Origin of the sequence: Catellatospora methionotrophica (assembly GCF_011297335.1) — a bacterium.
In the GTDB taxonomy this organism is placed as follows: Bacteria; Actinomycetota; Actinomycetes; order Mycobacteriales; family Micromonosporaceae; genus Catellatospora; species Catellatospora methionotrophica.
In genome coordinates this window covers 46738-62626 of the sequence record NZ_JAAOTJ010000013.1, presented here as the reverse complement: position 1 = coordinate 62626, position 15889 = coordinate 46738, and the positions used below count along the sequence as shown (strand labels likewise).

General features: G+C 71.2%; 14 protein-coding genes. 6 read left to right on the top strand and 8 right to left on the bottom strand.

Features of this window, described 5'->3' with window-relative positions:
- Positions 1-151: 151 nt before the first annotated feature.
- On the bottom strand, positions 152-994 hold the full coding sequence (locus HAV40_RS25400; RefSeq protein WP_166385451.1) for a fumarylacetoacetate hydrolase family protein: 843 nt from the start codon (positions 992-994) through the stop codon (positions 152-154).
- Entirely contained in the window at positions 991-1833 is an 843-nt protein-coding gene (locus HAV40_RS25395) for an amidohydrolase family protein (protein WP_239086661.1), read from the bottom strand. Before HAV40_RS25395 ends, HAV40_RS25400 begins: the two co-directional genes overlap by 4 nt.
- Before the next feature lie 101 nt (positions 1834-1934).
- Here HAV40_RS25395 and HAV40_RS25390 point away from each other — a divergent pair, with 101 nt between their 5' ends.
- The gene (locus tag HAV40_RS25390; protein WP_166385447.1) at positions 1935-2618 is read left to right on the top strand and encodes a GntR family transcriptional regulator; all 684 of its coding nucleotides are present in this window, start codon (positions 1935-1937) and stop codon (positions 2616-2618) included.
- 149 nt (positions 2619-2767) lie between these two features.
- Here HAV40_RS25390 and HAV40_RS25385 read toward each other — a convergent pair whose 3' ends face one another.
- Together HAV40_RS25385 and HAV40_RS25380 are read right to left on the bottom strand one after the other, a co-directional pair.
- The gene (locus HAV40_RS25385) at positions 2768-3322 is read right to left on the bottom strand and encodes an NADAR family protein (protein ID WP_166385445.1); all 555 of its coding nucleotides are present in this window, start codon (positions 3320-3322) and stop codon (positions 2768-2770) included.
- Positions 3323-3358: 36 nt separating this feature from the next.
- Entirely contained in the window at positions 3359-3967 is a 609-nt protein-coding gene (locus tag HAV40_RS25380; RefSeq protein ID WP_166385443.1) for a DUF4291 domain-containing protein, read from the bottom strand.
- A 108-nt stretch (positions 3968-4075) separates the two neighbouring features.
- On the opposite strand from HAV40_RS25380, the gene HAV40_RS25375 reads away from it, so the two are divergent.
- A complete protein-coding gene (locus tag HAV40_RS25375; RefSeq protein ID WP_166385441.1) occupies positions 4076-4765 on the top strand; it encodes a nucleotidyltransferase domain-containing protein in 690 nt (229 codons plus the stop codon).
- Positions 4766-4814: 49 nt separating this feature from the next.
- Here the strand turns inward: HAV40_RS25375 and ssuE are convergent, their stop codons facing one another.
- Positions 4815-5348, bottom strand: coding sequence for an NADPH-dependent FMN reductase (ssuE, locus tag HAV40_RS25370; RefSeq protein ID WP_166385439.1), 534 nt, complete (start codon positions 5346-5348; stop codon positions 4815-4817).
- A gap of 133 nt (positions 5349-5481) precedes the next feature.
- On the opposite strand from ssuE, the gene HAV40_RS25365 reads away from it, so the two are divergent.
- From HAV40_RS25365 to HAV40_RS25350, 4 genes are read left to right on the top strand one after another with little or no spacing between them, the layout of a single operon-like run.
- On the top strand, positions 5482-6066 hold the full coding sequence (locus tag HAV40_RS25365; RefSeq protein ID WP_166385437.1) for a winged helix-turn-helix domain-containing protein: 585 nt from the start codon (positions 5482-5484) through the stop codon (positions 6064-6066).
- Positions 6063-7424 carry an MFS transporter gene (locus HAV40_RS25360; protein WP_203671583.1) on the top strand — a complete coding sequence of 454 codons (1362 nt, stop codon included), beginning with the start codon at positions 6063-6065 and terminating at the stop codon, positions 7422-7424. Before HAV40_RS25365 ends, HAV40_RS25360 begins: the two co-directional genes overlap by 4 nt.
- The gene (locus HAV40_RS25355; RefSeq protein WP_166385435.1) at positions 7363-8094 is read left to right on the top strand and encodes a lysophospholipid acyltransferase family protein; all 732 of its coding nucleotides are present in this window, start codon (positions 7363-7365) and stop codon (positions 8092-8094) included. The genes HAV40_RS25360 and HAV40_RS25355 overlap by 62 nt, the downstream gene beginning before the upstream one ends.
- A 56-nt stretch (positions 8095-8150) precedes the next feature.
- Positions 8151-9092 carry an acyl-ACP desaturase gene (locus HAV40_RS25350; RefSeq protein WP_239086658.1) on the top strand — a complete coding sequence of 314 codons (942 nt, stop codon included), beginning with the start codon at positions 8151-8153 and terminating at the stop codon, positions 9090-9092.
- Between the two features lie 194 nt (positions 9093-9286).
- Here HAV40_RS25350 and HAV40_RS25340 read toward each other — a convergent pair whose 3' ends face one another.
- The 3 genes from HAV40_RS25340 to HAV40_RS25330 form a co-directional block, all read right to left on the bottom strand.
- On the bottom strand, positions 9287-12043 hold the full coding sequence (locus HAV40_RS25340; protein WP_166385433.1) for a PQQ-dependent sugar dehydrogenase: 2757 nt from the start codon (positions 12041-12043) through the stop codon (positions 9287-9289).
- 205 nt (positions 12044-12248) lie between these two features.
- Entirely contained in the window at positions 12249-14135 is a 1887-nt protein-coding gene (locus HAV40_RS25335) for a cellulase family glycosylhydrolase (protein WP_166385431.1), read from the bottom strand.
- Positions 14136-14410: 275 nt separating this feature from the next.
- Positions 14411-15568: a saccharopine dehydrogenase family protein gene (locus HAV40_RS25330; RefSeq protein ID WP_166385709.1), complete on the bottom strand. Its 1158-nt coding sequence runs from the start codon at positions 15566-15568 to the stop codon at positions 14411-14413.
- Between the last annotated feature and the right edge of the window lie 321 nt (positions 15569-15889).

Below are 15889 nucleotides of genomic sequence, written 5' to 3'. Positions count from 1 at the left end.
GCCGCCCGTCCAGCATCCCGTCCCGAATAGACGCTGGCCTATCTCATCGAAAATCAGCCGCGATTTTTCGGTGGGATAGGCCAGCGTCTATGGAAAACGGGGGTGGAACCGGGGCAGTCGGGCAGCTGGTCGCCCCGAGAAGCGGGGCGGGTCAGGCTTGGGTCATGGTTACGCGCTGGCGGCCGAGGCCGTCGATCTCGACCTCGACGACGTCGCCCTCGGCCAGGTACGGGAACCGGCCGGACAGGCCCACGCCCTGCGGGGTGCCCGTGTTCACGACGTCACCCGGGTCCAGCACCGTGTACTGGGACAGGTGCCAGACCAGATACGCCACGTCGAAGATCATGTCCTTGGTGTTCGAGTCCTGCCGGACCTCGCCGTTGACCCACGACCGCAGCCCGAGCCCCTGCACGTCGCCGACCTCCTCCGGGGTGACCAGCCACGGCCCCAGCGGCTGGAACGTCTCGCACGACTTGCCCTTGGACCACTGCCCACCCGACTGGTGCAGCTGGAAGTCCCGCTCGGACACGTCGTTGGACAGCACGTACCCGGCGATGTGCTCCAGCGCCTGCGCGGGCGAGTCCAGGTAGCGCGCCCGCCGCCCGATCACCACGGCCAGCTCCACCTCCCAGTCCGTGGTCGTCGAACCACGCGGGATCAGCACCTCGTCGTACGGGCCGACGACGCTGTTGGGGGCCTTGTAGAACACGATCGGGGTGGTCGGCGGTGTCGCGCCGGACTCGGCGGCGTGCGCCGCGTAGTTCTGCCCCACGCACAGCACCACGCCCGGCCGGGCCACCGGCGCGCCGACCCGTAGCCCGGTGACGTCGATCTCGGGCAGTTCCGCCGTGGCGGCCCGGACCCGGTCGACGCCGCCGCCGGCCAGGAACGCGCCGTCGATGTCGGGCGTGATCGCGGACAGGTCGTAGTGCCGGCCGCCGGACAGCAGCACCGGCTTCTCCGCGCCCGGGGCGCCGACCCGCATGAACTTCATTGATTGATCTCCAGACCGTAGGTGCGAATGGCGGTGCCGCCCTCCACGGCGGCCCGCTCCGAGGGCGACAGCGCCGACAGGCAGGAACCGACCGCACCCAGCGCGTCGGCGTACGAGGCGACCAGTTCGCAGACGGGCCAGTCCGAGCCGATCAGCAGCCGGTCGGGGCCGAACAGCTCCAGCGCGGTGTGCACGAACGGCTCGATCGCCTCGACCGTCCAGTCCGGACCGGCTTCGGTGAGCAGCCCCGACAGTTTGGCGGCGGCGTTGTCGCAGGCCGCCAGCGGCTCGACCGCGTCCCGCCATGCGCGCAGCCCGTCCGGCGTGATCGCGGGTTTGCCCAGGTGGTCCAGCACGAACATGGTGTTCGGGGTGGCGGCGACGGCCGTGGCGGCCGACGGCAGTTGGTCGGCGCGTATGACGAGGTCGAAGGTGAGCCCGGCGGAGCCGATCGCGCGCAGCGCGCCGCGTACGTCGGGGCGGGCCAGGTAGCCGGGGTCGGTCATACCCTGGACCTGGTCGCGCAGGCCGACGAGCAGGTCGCCGCCGTCCCCGGACAGGAACGTGGCGATGGTGCCGGGCAGGTCGGGATCGGTCAGCGAGGCCCAGCCGACCACCCCGGCGATCTCGGGCGCGTCCTGGGCGAGCGCCAGGAAACGCACGGTCTCGTCGTGGTGGCACAGTCCGGCTTCCACCAGCACGGTAGCGTCGACCTTGCCGGTCGGCAGCTCGCGGCGCAGATCGTCGACGGTGTAGTCGCGGCGCAGCGGCTCCAGCCCGGGTGCGGCCAGCCAGCCGTAGTCGGCGGTCCACAGGTGGTGGTGCGCGTCGATCCGCACGTGACTGCCCCCTGTCAGGTCCAGATTAATCATAGATCCTATATCATCGGCGTATCGGTAAGGTGTACTCGCTCACGACGGTGACAGTCAAGGGGTGTCTGATGGCCATTACGCCCATCTCCGGCCGGGTCCGGCCCGCGCAGCGGCTCACGTTGACCGACGACGTCTACGAGTCGCTGAAAACGCTGATCATGGAGCACGCCATCGAACCCGGCGAGCGGGTGAGCATCGACGGCCTTGCCCGTACGCTCGAAGTCTCCCCCACCCCCGTGCGGGAGGCGCTGGCCCGCCTGGAGTCCGACGGCCTGGTGCGCAAGCGCGCCATGTCGGGCTACACCACGACGCCGCTGCTCACCCGCACCGAGTTCGACGAGCTGTTCGAGATGCGGCTGCTGCTGGAGACCGCCGCCGCCCGCCGCGCCGCCGGGCACGCCGACGCCGAGCAGCGCCGCCGGGTACGCGAGGAGGCCGCCGCCACCGTCGCCGTCGAAGCCGGAGACGGCTACCGCCGCCACGCCGCGTTCACCGCACTCGACGCTCGCTTCCATGACCTGGTTGCCGAGGTCTCCGGCAGCGGCCTGCTCCGCGAGTCCATCATCCGCCTGCACTCCCACCTGCACCTGCACCGCCTGTACTTCCCCTCCGCAGGCACCGGCGACACCGTCGGCGAGCACAAGCGCATCGCCACCGCCATCGCCAAGGGCGACGCCGACGCCGCCGCCACCGCCATGCACCAACACCTCATCTCCGCCCGCGACCGCCACCTCCCCGCCTTCCCAGCCTGACCGCCCTCCCACCCACCGACCCACCCCCAGCCCCCTCCGCCGCAACTCTTAAAGAGTCGCGGCATCAGGGTGCCCAGAAGGCCGCGACTCTTTAAGAGTTGCGGCAGGGCTGGGGGGTCCGGCGGGGCGGGAGAGGGCTGGCGGGGCGGTCAGGAGGAGGCGAGGTGGTCGCGGGCCTGCATGAGGGCGAAGCCGAGGAGGTTCAGGCCGCGCCAGCGTTGGGGATACCATGCGTCGGCGTCCTTGGCCGACAGGCCGATGCCCCAGATCGCGTCGAGCGGGCTCGCCTCGACCAGCACCCGGTCACCCGTCGACAGCAGATAGGCCCGCAGCGCGTCGTCCTGGCCGAATTTCGCGACACTGCCCGCCAGCACGACGGCGTACCGCTCCCGCTCCCAGACCGCCTGGTCGAAGCCGCGCACCTCGCGCCCGAGGCCCTTGGCCTGCTGCGGGTGGCCCGCCGCCAGCACGCGCGACGCGACATCGGCGTCGCCGAACAGCGTCGCCTTGCGCCACATCATGTAGTGCTCGGCGGTCGCGAACGCGATCCCGTCGACGGTGAACGCCGACTCCCACCACTGGCTCAGGCAGCTCGGGCCGATGCTGCCGTCGGCCTTGGGCTGGTGGCCCCAGAACATCAGGTACTTCACCCGCCGCCCGCGCTCGGCGAGGGTGACGAGTTCGGTGACGCTGCGAGGTGACATGCCTGCCAGTGTGGCCCAGCGCGGCCGGACCGCGCGTCACGATTTCAGGTCGACCGGCGTCGCACCCCGGCAGAGTGCCGGGCCTAGGTCGTACGGCTGCTCGTCCGGCAGCAGGCGGCGGGCAGCGTCCAGGTCGTGGGCGGTGACCAGGGCGTGGATCTCGTGGGCGAGCGCGGTCACGTCGGTGATGCCGACGGTCCACTCGTCGACGTAGCCGTCGACCGCCGAGCCGGACAGGCCGATCTGGATCGCGCGGTGCTCCAGTGGACGCAGGTGCAGGTCGCGTTCGGGGTCCCACTGCACGCGCACCGGGGAGCGTTTCAGGGCGCGCTGCCAGGAGGCCTGGTCGGCGTACACGTCGCGGTCGTGGTGACTCGGTACTGCCTGGCGCACGGCGCTGTCGAACCCGGCCCGGCGCAGGCGTACGGCGAGCACCCGTTCCTGGCCCTCCTTCGTCGCCCAGCCGCAGCGGTACATCATCCACAGGAAGGAGGGTTTGATCCAGGTCATGCGATCGCGGCGGTACCAGTCCGGGAAGCGTCCCAGCGAGGCTGCGGCCTCGCCTATCTCCGGCCGGTACGCCTGGTAGACGGTGATCGTCTCGTCGTCGTGCAGCGCCCGGATCTGTCTGGTCGGCACTGTCATACCCGGCATGATCCGGCGTCGGCGCGCTGCCGTCGACCGGGTTTGCGGGTAATGCGGTTGTCGGGCCGCGTCACCTGGGCAACCCTGGCAGCTGTGCATGATGATCCCGTGGCCGCCGCGCGCCGCCTCGTCGAGGACCGCTTCCCCGCCGCCCGGTGGGCGATGCTGACCGGCAGCGTGCTGACGGCGGCGCGTACGCCCGGATCCGATCTCGACATCCTGGTCTTCCACGACGAGGGTGACGGGCTGCCGTTTCGCGAGTGGCGGCGGTGGGAGGGGTTCAACGTCGACCTGTTCGCCTACGACCAGGCCGGGCTGGACCGCTATCTCGCCAACGACCTGCGCGACGGGCGGCCCGCGCTGCACCGCATGCTCAGCGGCGGACAGCTGCTCACGGGTGACGACGAGCAAGCGGCCCGTTTGCGGTCGCACTGCGCGGATGTGCTCGCGGCTGGGCCGAGGCCGCTCACCGTGGATCAGCTGAACATGACGCGTTACGGCCTCGCGGACCTGTCGGACGACCTGGTGCACGCGACCGACCCGGTCGAGGTCGCAGCGACCGCAGCGGTGCTGTGGCAGGCGGTGGCCGACGCGGCATGCGCTACCGCGTCGCCGCCGCACTGGCGCGGCACGGGCAAGTGGCGGGCTCGGGAGCTGCTCGCCTGGAACCCGGCGTACGCCGGCCGCTGGCTGGATGCCCGGCACGATCCGCGGACGCTGCTGGCCATGGCGGCGGAGCTGATCACCTCGACCGGCGGGCCACTGGTCGAGGGCTTCCGCGTCGCCGGTGAGCGCTGACCGGAGGCGGCTGCGCACGCTCGTCCACGAGGTGCGTCCCGGGCACCCGCTAGACGATGACCTTCGTGGTCAGGGCGGCGGCGAAGGCGGCGACGACACCGTCGAGCAGGGTGCGGGCGGGCTCGGCGATGACGATCTCGCCGTCGGGGCCGTCGCTGATCAGCTGGTCGTGCACGAAGTAGCCGGGCAGCACGTGGGTCGCGCCCATCGTGGTCAGCACGGGCCGCAGCGCGTAGTCGATGGCCAGCACGTGGGCCACGGTGCCGCCGGTGGCCAGCGGCAGCACGGTCTTGCCCGCGAGGGCGTACTGCGGCAGCAGGTCGAGCAGCGCCTTGAGGATGCCGCTGTAGGCGGCCTTGTAGACGGGCGTCGCGACGATCACGCCGTCGGCGGCCTGGAGGCGCTCGGCGATGTCGCGGATCACCGGATGCGACGGGTCGCAGCCGAGCAGCACCTCGGCGGGCAGGTCCCGCACGGCGATGGTGTCGATGTCGGCGTCGATCGCCCCGGCCACGCTGGCCAGCACGAGCGCGGTCCGCGAGGTCGGTGACGGCGAGCCGCTGATCGCGACCACAACTGCCACGTCCATCTCCCCTGTCTCCGCCGGTGCCGCAGCCACCGTATCGCGCCGGTACCCGTGCCCGCACCGCCGAGGGCGCTCGATGCTTGCAGAATAATGTTTGCAAAGAAAATTCTGTATTGGTACCGTGCCAGGCATGGATGAGAATGCAGGTACGGCTAAGGGTGTTCGCCAGGTCGGCGAGATCGAGGAGTTCAAGGCGCTGGCGCATCCGCTGCGCGCGCGGCTGCTGGGGGCGCTGCGCGAGCACGGGCCCGCGACCGCCACCGAGCTGGCGCGCAGGTTCGCCACCGACACCGGCTCGACCAGTTACCACCTGCGCAAACTGGCGCAGGCGGGGTTCATCGCGGAGGCCGGGGAACCGGGCCACCCGCGCGCCCGGCGCTGGCAGGCCGTGCACCGGGTCAACGAGTGGAGCGCCGTCGACATGGCGGCCACCGCCGAGGGCCGGGAGGCGTCCGCGATCATGCGCCGCCAGCAGGTCGACATCCTGATCAGAGACGTCGAGGCGTACGAGGCTGCGCTCAGCTCGCTGCCCACCGCGTGGGTCGACGCGTCCGGCGTCGGCGACCTGCTGGTCCGGCTCACGCCCGACTCGGTGAATACGCTCTGGGCGCGCTTCTACGCCCACGTCGACGAGCTCGTCGCCCAGGACGCCACCGACCCGGCCGCACGCCCGGTCAGCATCGTCGTGGCCGGACTGCCCCGGAACGCGTCGTGACGACCGCGGCGGCGGCGCGCCGCCGCTACGTGCTGATCACGTTCCTGACCTGGCTGCCCGCCGGTCTCTACTCCGCTCCCCTGGTGCTGCTCCTGCTCGACCGGGGGCTGAGCCTGGGCACGATCGCGGCCATCGGGGCGGTGTACTCGGTCGCCGTGGTGGTGCTGGAACTGCCGACCGGAGGCCTGTCCGATGTGCTCGGGCGCCGTCCGGTGCTCGCCGCGTCCGCCGTCGCGGGCCTGGCCGGGCTGGCCCTGCTCGGGCTGGCCGGGGCGGTGTGGCTGCTGATGGCGTCGGCGGTGCTGCGCGGCGTCGCCCGCGCGCTGTCGTCGGGACCGGCCGAAGCCTGGTACGTCGACGCGGTCCACGCGGCGCAGGGGCGCGACGCCGACCTCGGTCCGGGCCTGGCGCGCGGCGGCATGGCCGCATCGGCGGCGCTCGCCCTGGGCGTGCTCGCGGGCGGGGTGATCCCGTTCGCCTGGCCGGGTGGGGCGACGGTGACGGACGCGGGCGGCTCCGGCGGGCTCGCCGGGCTCGCGGTGCCGGTGTTGCTGGCGGCGGCGTGCGAGCTGGTGCTGCTGCTGGTCGTCGTGTTCGCGATGACGGAGACGCGGGGGCCCCGGCCGGGGTTCGGGGAGGTGCTGCGCGGGGTGCCCGCGACCGTGGCGACCGGGCTGCGGCTGGCCGGGCGGGACCATGTGCTGGTGCGGGTGCTGCTGGTGGCCGCCGCGACGGGTGTCGGGCTGGCGGTCGTCGAGCTGCTGACCCCGGCGTGGATGGCGGTGCTGTCGGGCGGGGCGGGACGCGGGGTGCTCGCGTACGCGCTGGTGGCGGCGGTCGGCTTCGCGGCGGACGCGGCCGGCAGCGCGCTCGGGGTGCCGTTGACGCGGTGGCTCGGGTCGCCGGGGCGGGCCGCGTGCGCCGGCACGCTGCTGGCGGCGCTGGCGCTGGGTGGGCTCGCGGGCACGGCCAGGCTGGCCGGGTGGCTCGGGCTGGGCGCGGCCGGGGTGGCGTACCTGCTGATGTTCCTGGGGTTGGGGGCGGCGGTGGCGCCGATAGGGCGGCTGCTGCACGACCGGGTCGAGGCGGCCGAGCGCGCTACCGTGCTGTCGGTGCAGTCGCTGCTGCTGCAGCTCGGCGCGGCCGGGGGCTCCGTCGCGCTGGGCGCGCTGGCCGCGGCGCGCGGTCCGGGAGCGGCGTTCGCCGTGTCCGGGGTGCTGCTCGCGGCGGCGGCGCTGACCGTGTGGGGGCTGCCGCGCCGTCGCGACGTTCAGCCGAGGGCTCTACTGTTACGCCATGTCGGACCGCATATACCCACCCGTGATCGCCCTCGCGAAGACCGCATTTCGCGTTCTTGACCTGCGCATCGACGTGCAGGGGGCCGAGCACGTGCCCACCACCGGGGGCGCGGTCATCGCCTGCAACCACATCAGCTACCTGGACTTCATCCTGTGCGGGTTCGCCGCGCAACCGTCGAAGCGACTGGTCCGGTTCATGGCGAAGCAGGAGATCTTCGCCAACAGCGTCGCCGGGCCGCTGATGCGTGGAATGCATCACATCCCGGTGGACCGCGAGGCGGGGCTGTCGTCGTACAAGGCGGCCCTGGAGGCGCTGAAGCAGGGCGAGGTCATCGGCGTCTTCCCCGAGGCGACGATCAGCCAGTCGTTCACGGTCAAGGAGCTCAAGGGCGGTTCGGGCCGGATGGCGGCGGCGACCGGGGTGCCGCTGATCCCGATGGCCCTGTGGGGGCCGCACCGCCTGTGGACGAAAGGACGGCCGCGCAACCTGACCCAGCGGCATGTGGCGGTCAAGATCCTGGTCGGCGAGCCGATGTATCCCAGCAAGCGAGACAAGTCCGACATTGTCACAGCCGAGCTGCACCGCCGTATGCAGGAACTTCTGGACAGGGCACAGCAGGAGTATCCGGACAAACCTCGGGGTACCCAGGACTCATGGTGGCTTCCCGCGCACCTCGGCGGCACTGCTCCCGCTCCGGCCCAGGTCAGTGACTCCGACGACGAGGACTAGTTACGGTGCCGTAGGTTACGGTACCGTAGTTACCAGCCCATCTCAGGAGGACTGCGTTGACGACCGAGACCACCGACACCCTGGTGCTGCTGCGCGAGCTTGAGCCGGTGGTGGAGACCAACCTCAACCGCCACCTCTCCACCGCGAAGGAGTGGTTCCCGCACGAGTTCGTGCCGTGGAGCCAGGGCAGCGACTTCGACGGCCCGCTCGGCGGCCAGGCCTGGGAGCCCAGCCAGTCGAAGCTGTCGGAGGTCGCCCGCACCTCGCTGATCGTCAACCTGCTCACCGAGGACAACCTGCCCAGCTACCACCACGAGATCGCGACGCTGTACGGCCGCGACGGCGCGTGGGGCACCTGGGTGCACCGCTGGACGGCCGAGGAGGGCCGGCACGGCACGGCGATCCGCGACTACCTGCTGACCACGCGCGCGGTCGACCCGATCGCCCTGGAGCGGGCCCGCATGACGCACATGGAGACCGGTTTCACCGCCGACCACCCGGACGTGCTCGGCTCCCTGTCGTACGTCTCCATGCAGGAGCTGGCCACCCGCGTGGCGCACCGCAACACCGGGCGCGTCAGCGGCGACCCGATCTGTGACGCGCTGCTGGCCAAGGTCGCCAACGACGAGAACCTGCACATGCTCTTCTACCGCAACCTGCTGATGGCCTCGTTCGACCTGGTGCCGAACGCGACCATGGAAGCGATCCTGCGCGTGGTGAAGTCGTTCCAGATGCCCGGCCACACCATCGAGAACTTCGGCCGCAAGTCGGTCCAGATCGCCATGGCGGGCATCTACGACCTGCGCATCCACCACGACGAGGTGGTCATGCCGGTGCTGCGCCAGCTCAAGGTGCTGGAGCGCACGGGCCTGTCCGCCGAGGGCGAGCGCGCCCGCGAGGAGCTGGTCGAGGTCCTCGGCAAGCTCGACACCGCGGCCTCCCGCTTCGAGGACAAGCGCGCCGCCCACCAGGCCCGCGCCGCCGCCCGCGCCGCCTGACCCGGCTCCGGCTCCGGCTCCGGCTCCGGCTCCGGCTCCGGCTCCGGCTCCGGCATGATCGCCGTTTCCGGTCAGAATCTGCGCTCAGACCACAGGTTTTGACCGGAAACGGCGATCAACGCCGGGTCTTTCACCCGCTGGCGGGGGACGGCGAAGCGCCGCCGACCGGGGGTCGGCGGCGCTTCGGGCGACTTCTACTTGGCGATGGCCACCAGGGAGATGTCGTCGTTCAGGTCCGCCCCGACGTACTTCTGGTCGCCGGTGTACAGGCGGCACGGGTTGATGTCGGCCTCGCCCTTGGCGCTGTCGTGGCGGCAGACCACGGCCTCGTGGTCGGCGGCCACCTTCAGCGAGCTGATCTTGTCGTTGCCGACCGGGCCGATCTCCGCCGACTCGTAGAGGCCGATGCCGTACTTGTTGGACAGGCCCTTGAAGTCACGGTCGCGGTAGACGGTCATCCGCGCGCCGTTGCTCGGCCCGGCCAGCACCGCCATCAGCGAGATCTTGTTGTCGAGCGTGCTGCCCTGCAGGGTGTGGTCGCCCGCGCCGAAGGTGCGGCAGGGGCCGAGGTCACCCTTGTTGGTCAGCGTCTTGCCGTCGTTGGAGCAGACCACGGCGCGGTAGCCGGGCTCGACCCGGAACGAGGTGATCGCGTCGTTGCCGACGATGCTCAGGTTGCCCAGGTAGGCCTGGTGGATGCCGGGCGCGAACAGCTGCGAGTTGCCGGCCAGCCCTGCTTCGCTGTACGCCGTCATCGCCGGGCCGCCGACCGCGATCAGGTGGACGTTGTCCTCGAAGTTCGCGCCGAGCGCCGGGTGGTCACCGGCGGTGAAGAAGCGGCACGGGCCGACCTGGCCGCTGTTGACGCCCGCGTCGCGGTCGTGCTGGCAGACGATCGCCTCGTGGCCGGTGGCCACCTTCATCGAGGTGGTCTCGGTGTCGACCTTGTTCAGCTCGCCCGCGCTGGCCTCGAAACCGCCGACGCCGAGCGGCTGGGAGTCGCCGGAGAAGTTCGGTCCGGTGTACGCCGTGACGCCCTTGCCCTTGGCGGGGCCGGACAGGACGGCGATCATCGACGCCTGGTCGTTGAGGTCCGCGCCGACGAACTCGTGCTGGCCGGGGCCGTAGTAGCGGCACAGGCCGAGGTTGAGCGCGTTGGTGCGGCCCTGCGAGCTGTCGTCCTGGCAGACCACGACGCGGTAGCCGGGGCCGACCCTCATCGAGCTCATCTTGTCGTTGCCGACCGAACCCAGCTCGCCCTTGGCGTTGTCGTGCACACCCGCGCCGAGCGCCTGGAAGGAGCCCTTGAAGTCGCGGTCGCCGTAGATCATGACCGGTGACGCGGCCTGCGACGGCGCGTACCGCACCCGGTAGATCTTCGCACCGGCCTTGGTCGGGTCCCCGGCGTCGGGGTAGAGGCCGGTGAAGTAGAGGCCGTCCTGGCCGACGGCGAGGCCGGCGACCGTGGTCTTGCCACCGCCGTTGTACTCGACCAGCGTCTTCGGGGCGGTGACGGAGCCGTCGCCGTTGAACCCGAACTCGACGATGCGCTTGCCCTTCTCCTGCGGGCCCGTGGCGTACGTCGGGCCGCTCTCGGAGACGAAGGCGTGGCCCCACTTGTCCTCGGGGAAGCCGCCCGCGTGGTGGTCGCTCTGCTCGGTGAAGGTGATGTTCACCGGCGCGTGCGTGCGCTCCCAGTAGTAGAGCGCGTTCTTCTTCATGTCGTTGACGCTGCCGCCCCAGCCGTAGTCGGTGCCCTTGGTGATGCGGGCGAGGCGGTCGTTGGCGCCGGGGCCGTTCTCGACGGAGTAGTGCTGGCCGTCGGTCGCGCGCCACGCGCCGCCGAACGGGTTGCGCAGGCCGTACGCGAAGATCATGTCGCGGGCGCTGATGCCGTCGTCGTCGTCGAAGAACGGGTTGTCGCCGGGCACCGTTCCGTCCAGGTTCAGCCGCAGCACCTTGCCCCGGGCCGAGTCCTTGTCCTGCGCGGTGTCGGGCTCGAAGCCGTCACCCAGGTGTACGTAGAGCTTGCCGTCAGGGCCGATGCTCAGGTTGGAGATCTGGTGCGAGGCGCTCTGCGGCTCGTCGTCGAAGTCGAGGATCGTCTTCTTCGTCGAGACCGTCTTGCCGCCGTCGGTGCTGTGGAAGCGGACGACCTTCGGGTAGTAGTTGTTGCCGTCCTTGTAGACCATGGACGCGAACAGGTCGCCGCTCGCAGGGTCGATGGCCAGACCGGCCAGGCCCATCTCGCCGCTGCCGGGGAAGACCTTGGACGGGTCGTAGTTGAGCAGGTCGTCGGCGTAGGTGGACACCGAGTAGTCGGCCTTGACCACCTTGATCTTGCCGTACAGCTCGGTCACGTAGAACATCGGCTTGGACGGGTCGGCGACGTGGCCGGGCACCATGGCGATGTTGACCGGCAGCGAGAAGCCGCCCGCCACCTCCTCGACCTTGTAGCCGTCCTGCTTGACGACCCATTCGGGCGCGTCGGGGCGGGGCTTGAGCTCCTTGGCCGTACGGAACGGGCGCTCGGTCCAGACACTCCACTCGGTGCCCGGGTCGCCGCTGTTGTCCTTGAACCGGACCCGCAGCTCGTAGTCCTTGTCGGGGATCAGGTCCCCGCGTCCGGCGTGCGAGTTCTCGAACACGCCGTCGCCCATGTGGATGTGGTTGCGCAGCACGCCGCCGGTGCAGCCGCTGGCCCAGACCCGCTCACCGCCGGTGAGGATCTCCCACTCGCTGCACAGGTGCGCGTCGCCGTCGGGGTCGCTGAACGGGGCGGCCTCCATGTGTACGTCGGCGGCGCTGACCAGGGTGTTGTCGGCACCTGGCTCGGTGATGGTCGGCGCGGCGGGCGGCGCGGCGGCATGTGCGGCCGGGGCGGGCATGGCGACCGACAGCAGTCCTGACATCAGCGCCGCACCGACGGGCAGCGATCTCCGATGACCCATAGCGTGAAAGCCCTCCATCTCGTGTGGTGTCGCTGACAGTGCGCCAGGCTAACGAGCGGAATGCATAATTCAGCCTCTTACACGCTGATGACTCCAAATAAGCCCGAATTTCCCCAATACGCGTTGAGAAAGGATTTGTCGGGAACTAAACAGCCGCGCCCGCCCCTCGGGTACGGGGCGGGCGCGGCTGTTCGCAAAGCGGGTCTCAGCTACGCGTACAGGTCAGCACCGGCACCGCGTTGGTCGTGTTGTTCCAGGTCGCGTTGAAACCGAACGACGTGGACGCGTTCGGGCCCAGGTTGCCGTTGTAGCCCACGTTGCGCGCGGTGTGGCTCGCGCCGCTCGCGGTGTCCGTCGCGCTCCAGATCTGGGTGATGGTCTGTCCGTTCGCGAACGTCCAGGTCACCGCCCAGCCAGTGCTGGCGGTGGCGCCGTTGGTCACGGTCACGTTCGCCCCGAAGCCGCCGGGCCACTGGTTGGTGATCGCGTACACCGCCGTGCAGCCACCCGAGCCGCCGCCGGTCTGCGTGGTCACGCTGACCGTGGCCGAGCGCGCCGAGCGGTTGCCCGCGGCGTCCTTGGCGTACACCGCCAGGGTGTACTGCGTCGCGGCGCTCAGACCGGTCAGCGAGGCGGAGTTGCTGCTCGGCGAGGCCAGCACCGTCTCGGTCGAACCCGACACCCGGACCACGTCGTAGCCGGTCACGCCCACGTTGTCGGTCGACGCCGACCACGACAGGCTCAGCGACGACGAGGTCACGCCCGACGCCGACGGCGTACCCGGCGTGGATGGGGCCTGCGTGTCGCCCCCGGTGCCCGAGGTCGTGACGCTGACCGTCGACGAGCGGGACGAGCGGTTGCCCGCCGCGTCCTTGGCGTACACGGCCAGGGTGTACTGCGTGCCCGCCGACAGGCCGGTCAGCGACGCGGAGTTAGCGCTCGGCGAGGCGAGCACGGTCTCCGTCGAACCCGACACCCGCACGACGTCATACCCGGTCACGCCCACGTTGTCGGTCGAGGCCGACCAGGACAGGCTCAGCGAGGAGGAGGTCACGTTCGACGCCGACGGGGTGCCCGGCGTCGACGGGGCCTGCGTGTCGCCGCCGGTGTTGTAGATGGTCGCCTGGGTCGAGGTGGTGGACAGGCCGTTCGCCCCGGTGATGTAGCGGTTGCCCCAGGTGCTGCGCTGGGCCGGGTTGAAGCTCGTCACCATGTCGAGGTACTCGACGCCGCCGCCGTTGCCGCTCCACGACCAGCCCATGTTGCCGATACCGGCGGACTGGGTCTTGGCCAGGATGGTGTCCTCGTCGGGGTTGCCGTCGGAGTGCATGTCACCGAACTCGCACACGCACAGCGCCAGGTTGCGGCTGGTGAACGAGTCGACGTACGCGGTGACCTCGGCGGCGGTGTCGAACACGCCGTACATGTGCACGCTGAAGATGGTGTTGCCGGTGGTGTCGGCGGCCAGCACGCTCGGCGCGTTGTCGCGCATCGTGAACGACCAGTCCTGACCCCAGTTCGGCGCGTCGACCATGATGGTGTGCTGGAAACCGGCGTTGCGCAGCCGGACGATGGCACTCTTGGTGGCGTCGGTCCAGTTCGGGGTGGTCGCGTTGTTGCCGATCGGCTCGTTGCCGATGTTGAGGATGACGTAGTTCTCCTGGCCGGTCAGCGCGCTCTGCACGCTGATCCAGTAGTTCACCGCCGCGTCCAGGCTGACCGCGCCGCTCTGCTCGCCGAACCCGGTCGTGTCGTGGTTCTCCAGCACGCAGATCAGCTTGTTGGTCTTGCACAGCCCGATGACGTTCGCGACGTCGGACGCGGTGTTGGTGGTCCAGCGCCCGCCGGACAGCACCACCCGCACGGAGTTGGCCCCGGCCGCCTTGATGTTGGCGAACGAGCTGGTCTGGGTGGCGTACCAGGCGTGCGGGTGGTTGATGCCGCGCAGCTTGAGGGCGGTGCCGTTGGCCTCGACGAGTTTGCCGTTGGACACCCGGATGCCGGTGGCGGCCTGGGCCGGCTGACTGAACGCCACCACGGCGGCGGCGAGCGTCAACAGGGACGCAGCGGCCAGCGCGATCTTTCTTTTCATCTTCACCTCGGAGGGAGCAGCCCCGTCGGCGTCGCCGACGCGGGGGACGGACACCAGGAATCGGAAATGACGCAGCCCGACGGCTCCCTACAAGCGTCGGCATCAGCATAGGTGGATGCCGCGATGGGCGCAACCGGTTAAGGTGCCTCTTCCGGCCTACGCACGCCCTGGCGACACATACCGCTGAACCGGTTCATCGTGGTGCTCGACCCGGGCACCGAGACCAGGGCGAAGCTCGGCCACACCAAATCTCCGCGCCGGTGGCGTTGACCAACTCAGGCCTGTTCGACCTCGAACTTCAGTCCGGCCGCGACCAGCCGCGCGGTCAGCGCCTCCCCCATCGCCACCGCCGTGGTGACCTGACCCGAGGTCGGCGGCAGCTCGTCGAAGGCGAGGCACAGCGCGGACTCGGCGAGCATCTTCGCGGTCTCGCCGTAGCCGGGATCACCACCCGACACCTCGGTGACCACGCGCCTCCCGCCGCCCTCGCCGACGAACCGGACACTGAACCAGTTCTTCTCCCGCTGCGTGGGGCCGGGACCCTGCCCGCCCGGCAGCCGCCGCATCAGCCAGCGCCGCACCGGGCCGAGCTGCGCGAGCACGAACAGCACCGCCGCCCCGGCGAGCGCCGCCAGCGCCACCGGCAGCCGCCGGACCACCGCGCTGTGGGTGTACGCGAAGTCGGGTCCGTAACGCTCCAGCGCTGTCGCGGACCGCCCCACGAGCTGCGGGTCGATGGTCGGCAGCGGCACCGCCCAGCCCTGCAGGCCGCTGCCCGGGTGGACCCGGCGCAGCCCGCCGAGCGGGGTGCGGACGCGCCGGTCCGCCGGGCGCGGGTCGAGCGGGCGGCGGGCGCGGGCCGCCCGCGCGGTCTGGCCGCGGCGCGAGAACGCCAGCAGGGCCGAGGCCAGCGTGCCGCCGGAGATCGAGCCGCGCGCGCGGACGTGGCCGTCGACGCGGATCGGCGCGTCGGCGGGCAGCCGCCCGACCGTCAGCAACACGCCCAGGTCGTGCGGCACCGAGTCGAAGCCGCACGCGTGCACGAGCCGGGCCCCGCTGGCCACGGCCGCAGCGTGGTGGCGCACGTACATGTCGTCGACGAACTCGGGCTCGCCGGTCAGGTCCACGTAGTCGGTGCCCGCCGCCGCGCACGCGGCCACCAGCGGCTCGCCGTGCAGCACGTACGGGCCGACGGTGCTGATCACGACCCGGGTCGCGGCGGCCAGCGCGGCCAGCGACGCCGGGTCGGCGCTGTCGGCGTGCAGCAGCGGCAGGTCGGCACAGCCGGGCACGGTCGCGGCGAGCCGATCGCGCACCGCCGCGAGCCTGGCTTCGTCCCGCCCGGCCAGCGCCCACCGGCATCCCTGCGGCACGTGCCGCGCCAGGTAGTCGGCGGTCAGCCCGCCGGTGAACCCGGTCGCCCCGAAAAGCACGACGTCGTACGGCCGGTCGGCCCGCGCCCGTCTGCTCGATTCGCCCGACGCCCCGGCTCCGGCGGGTTCGGACCGTGCACCGCCCGAAACCGCGCCGGCGGCCGTCGGCTCGCCGCCCGAAACCGCGCTGTCGGCGGCCGCCGGGCCTCCGGTCGCCGCCGGGCCGGCCGGTCGCGTCGCGCCGAGTGGCGTGGCCCGCGCGGTTCCGGTCGGCGGGTGACCGGTCAACAGCACCGTCGCGCCGTCGAACGCCAGGGGCCGCCACGACGGCGCGCCGTTGCGGCCGTGCTTGGGGTCGACGCCGATGAGCACCCGCCCGCC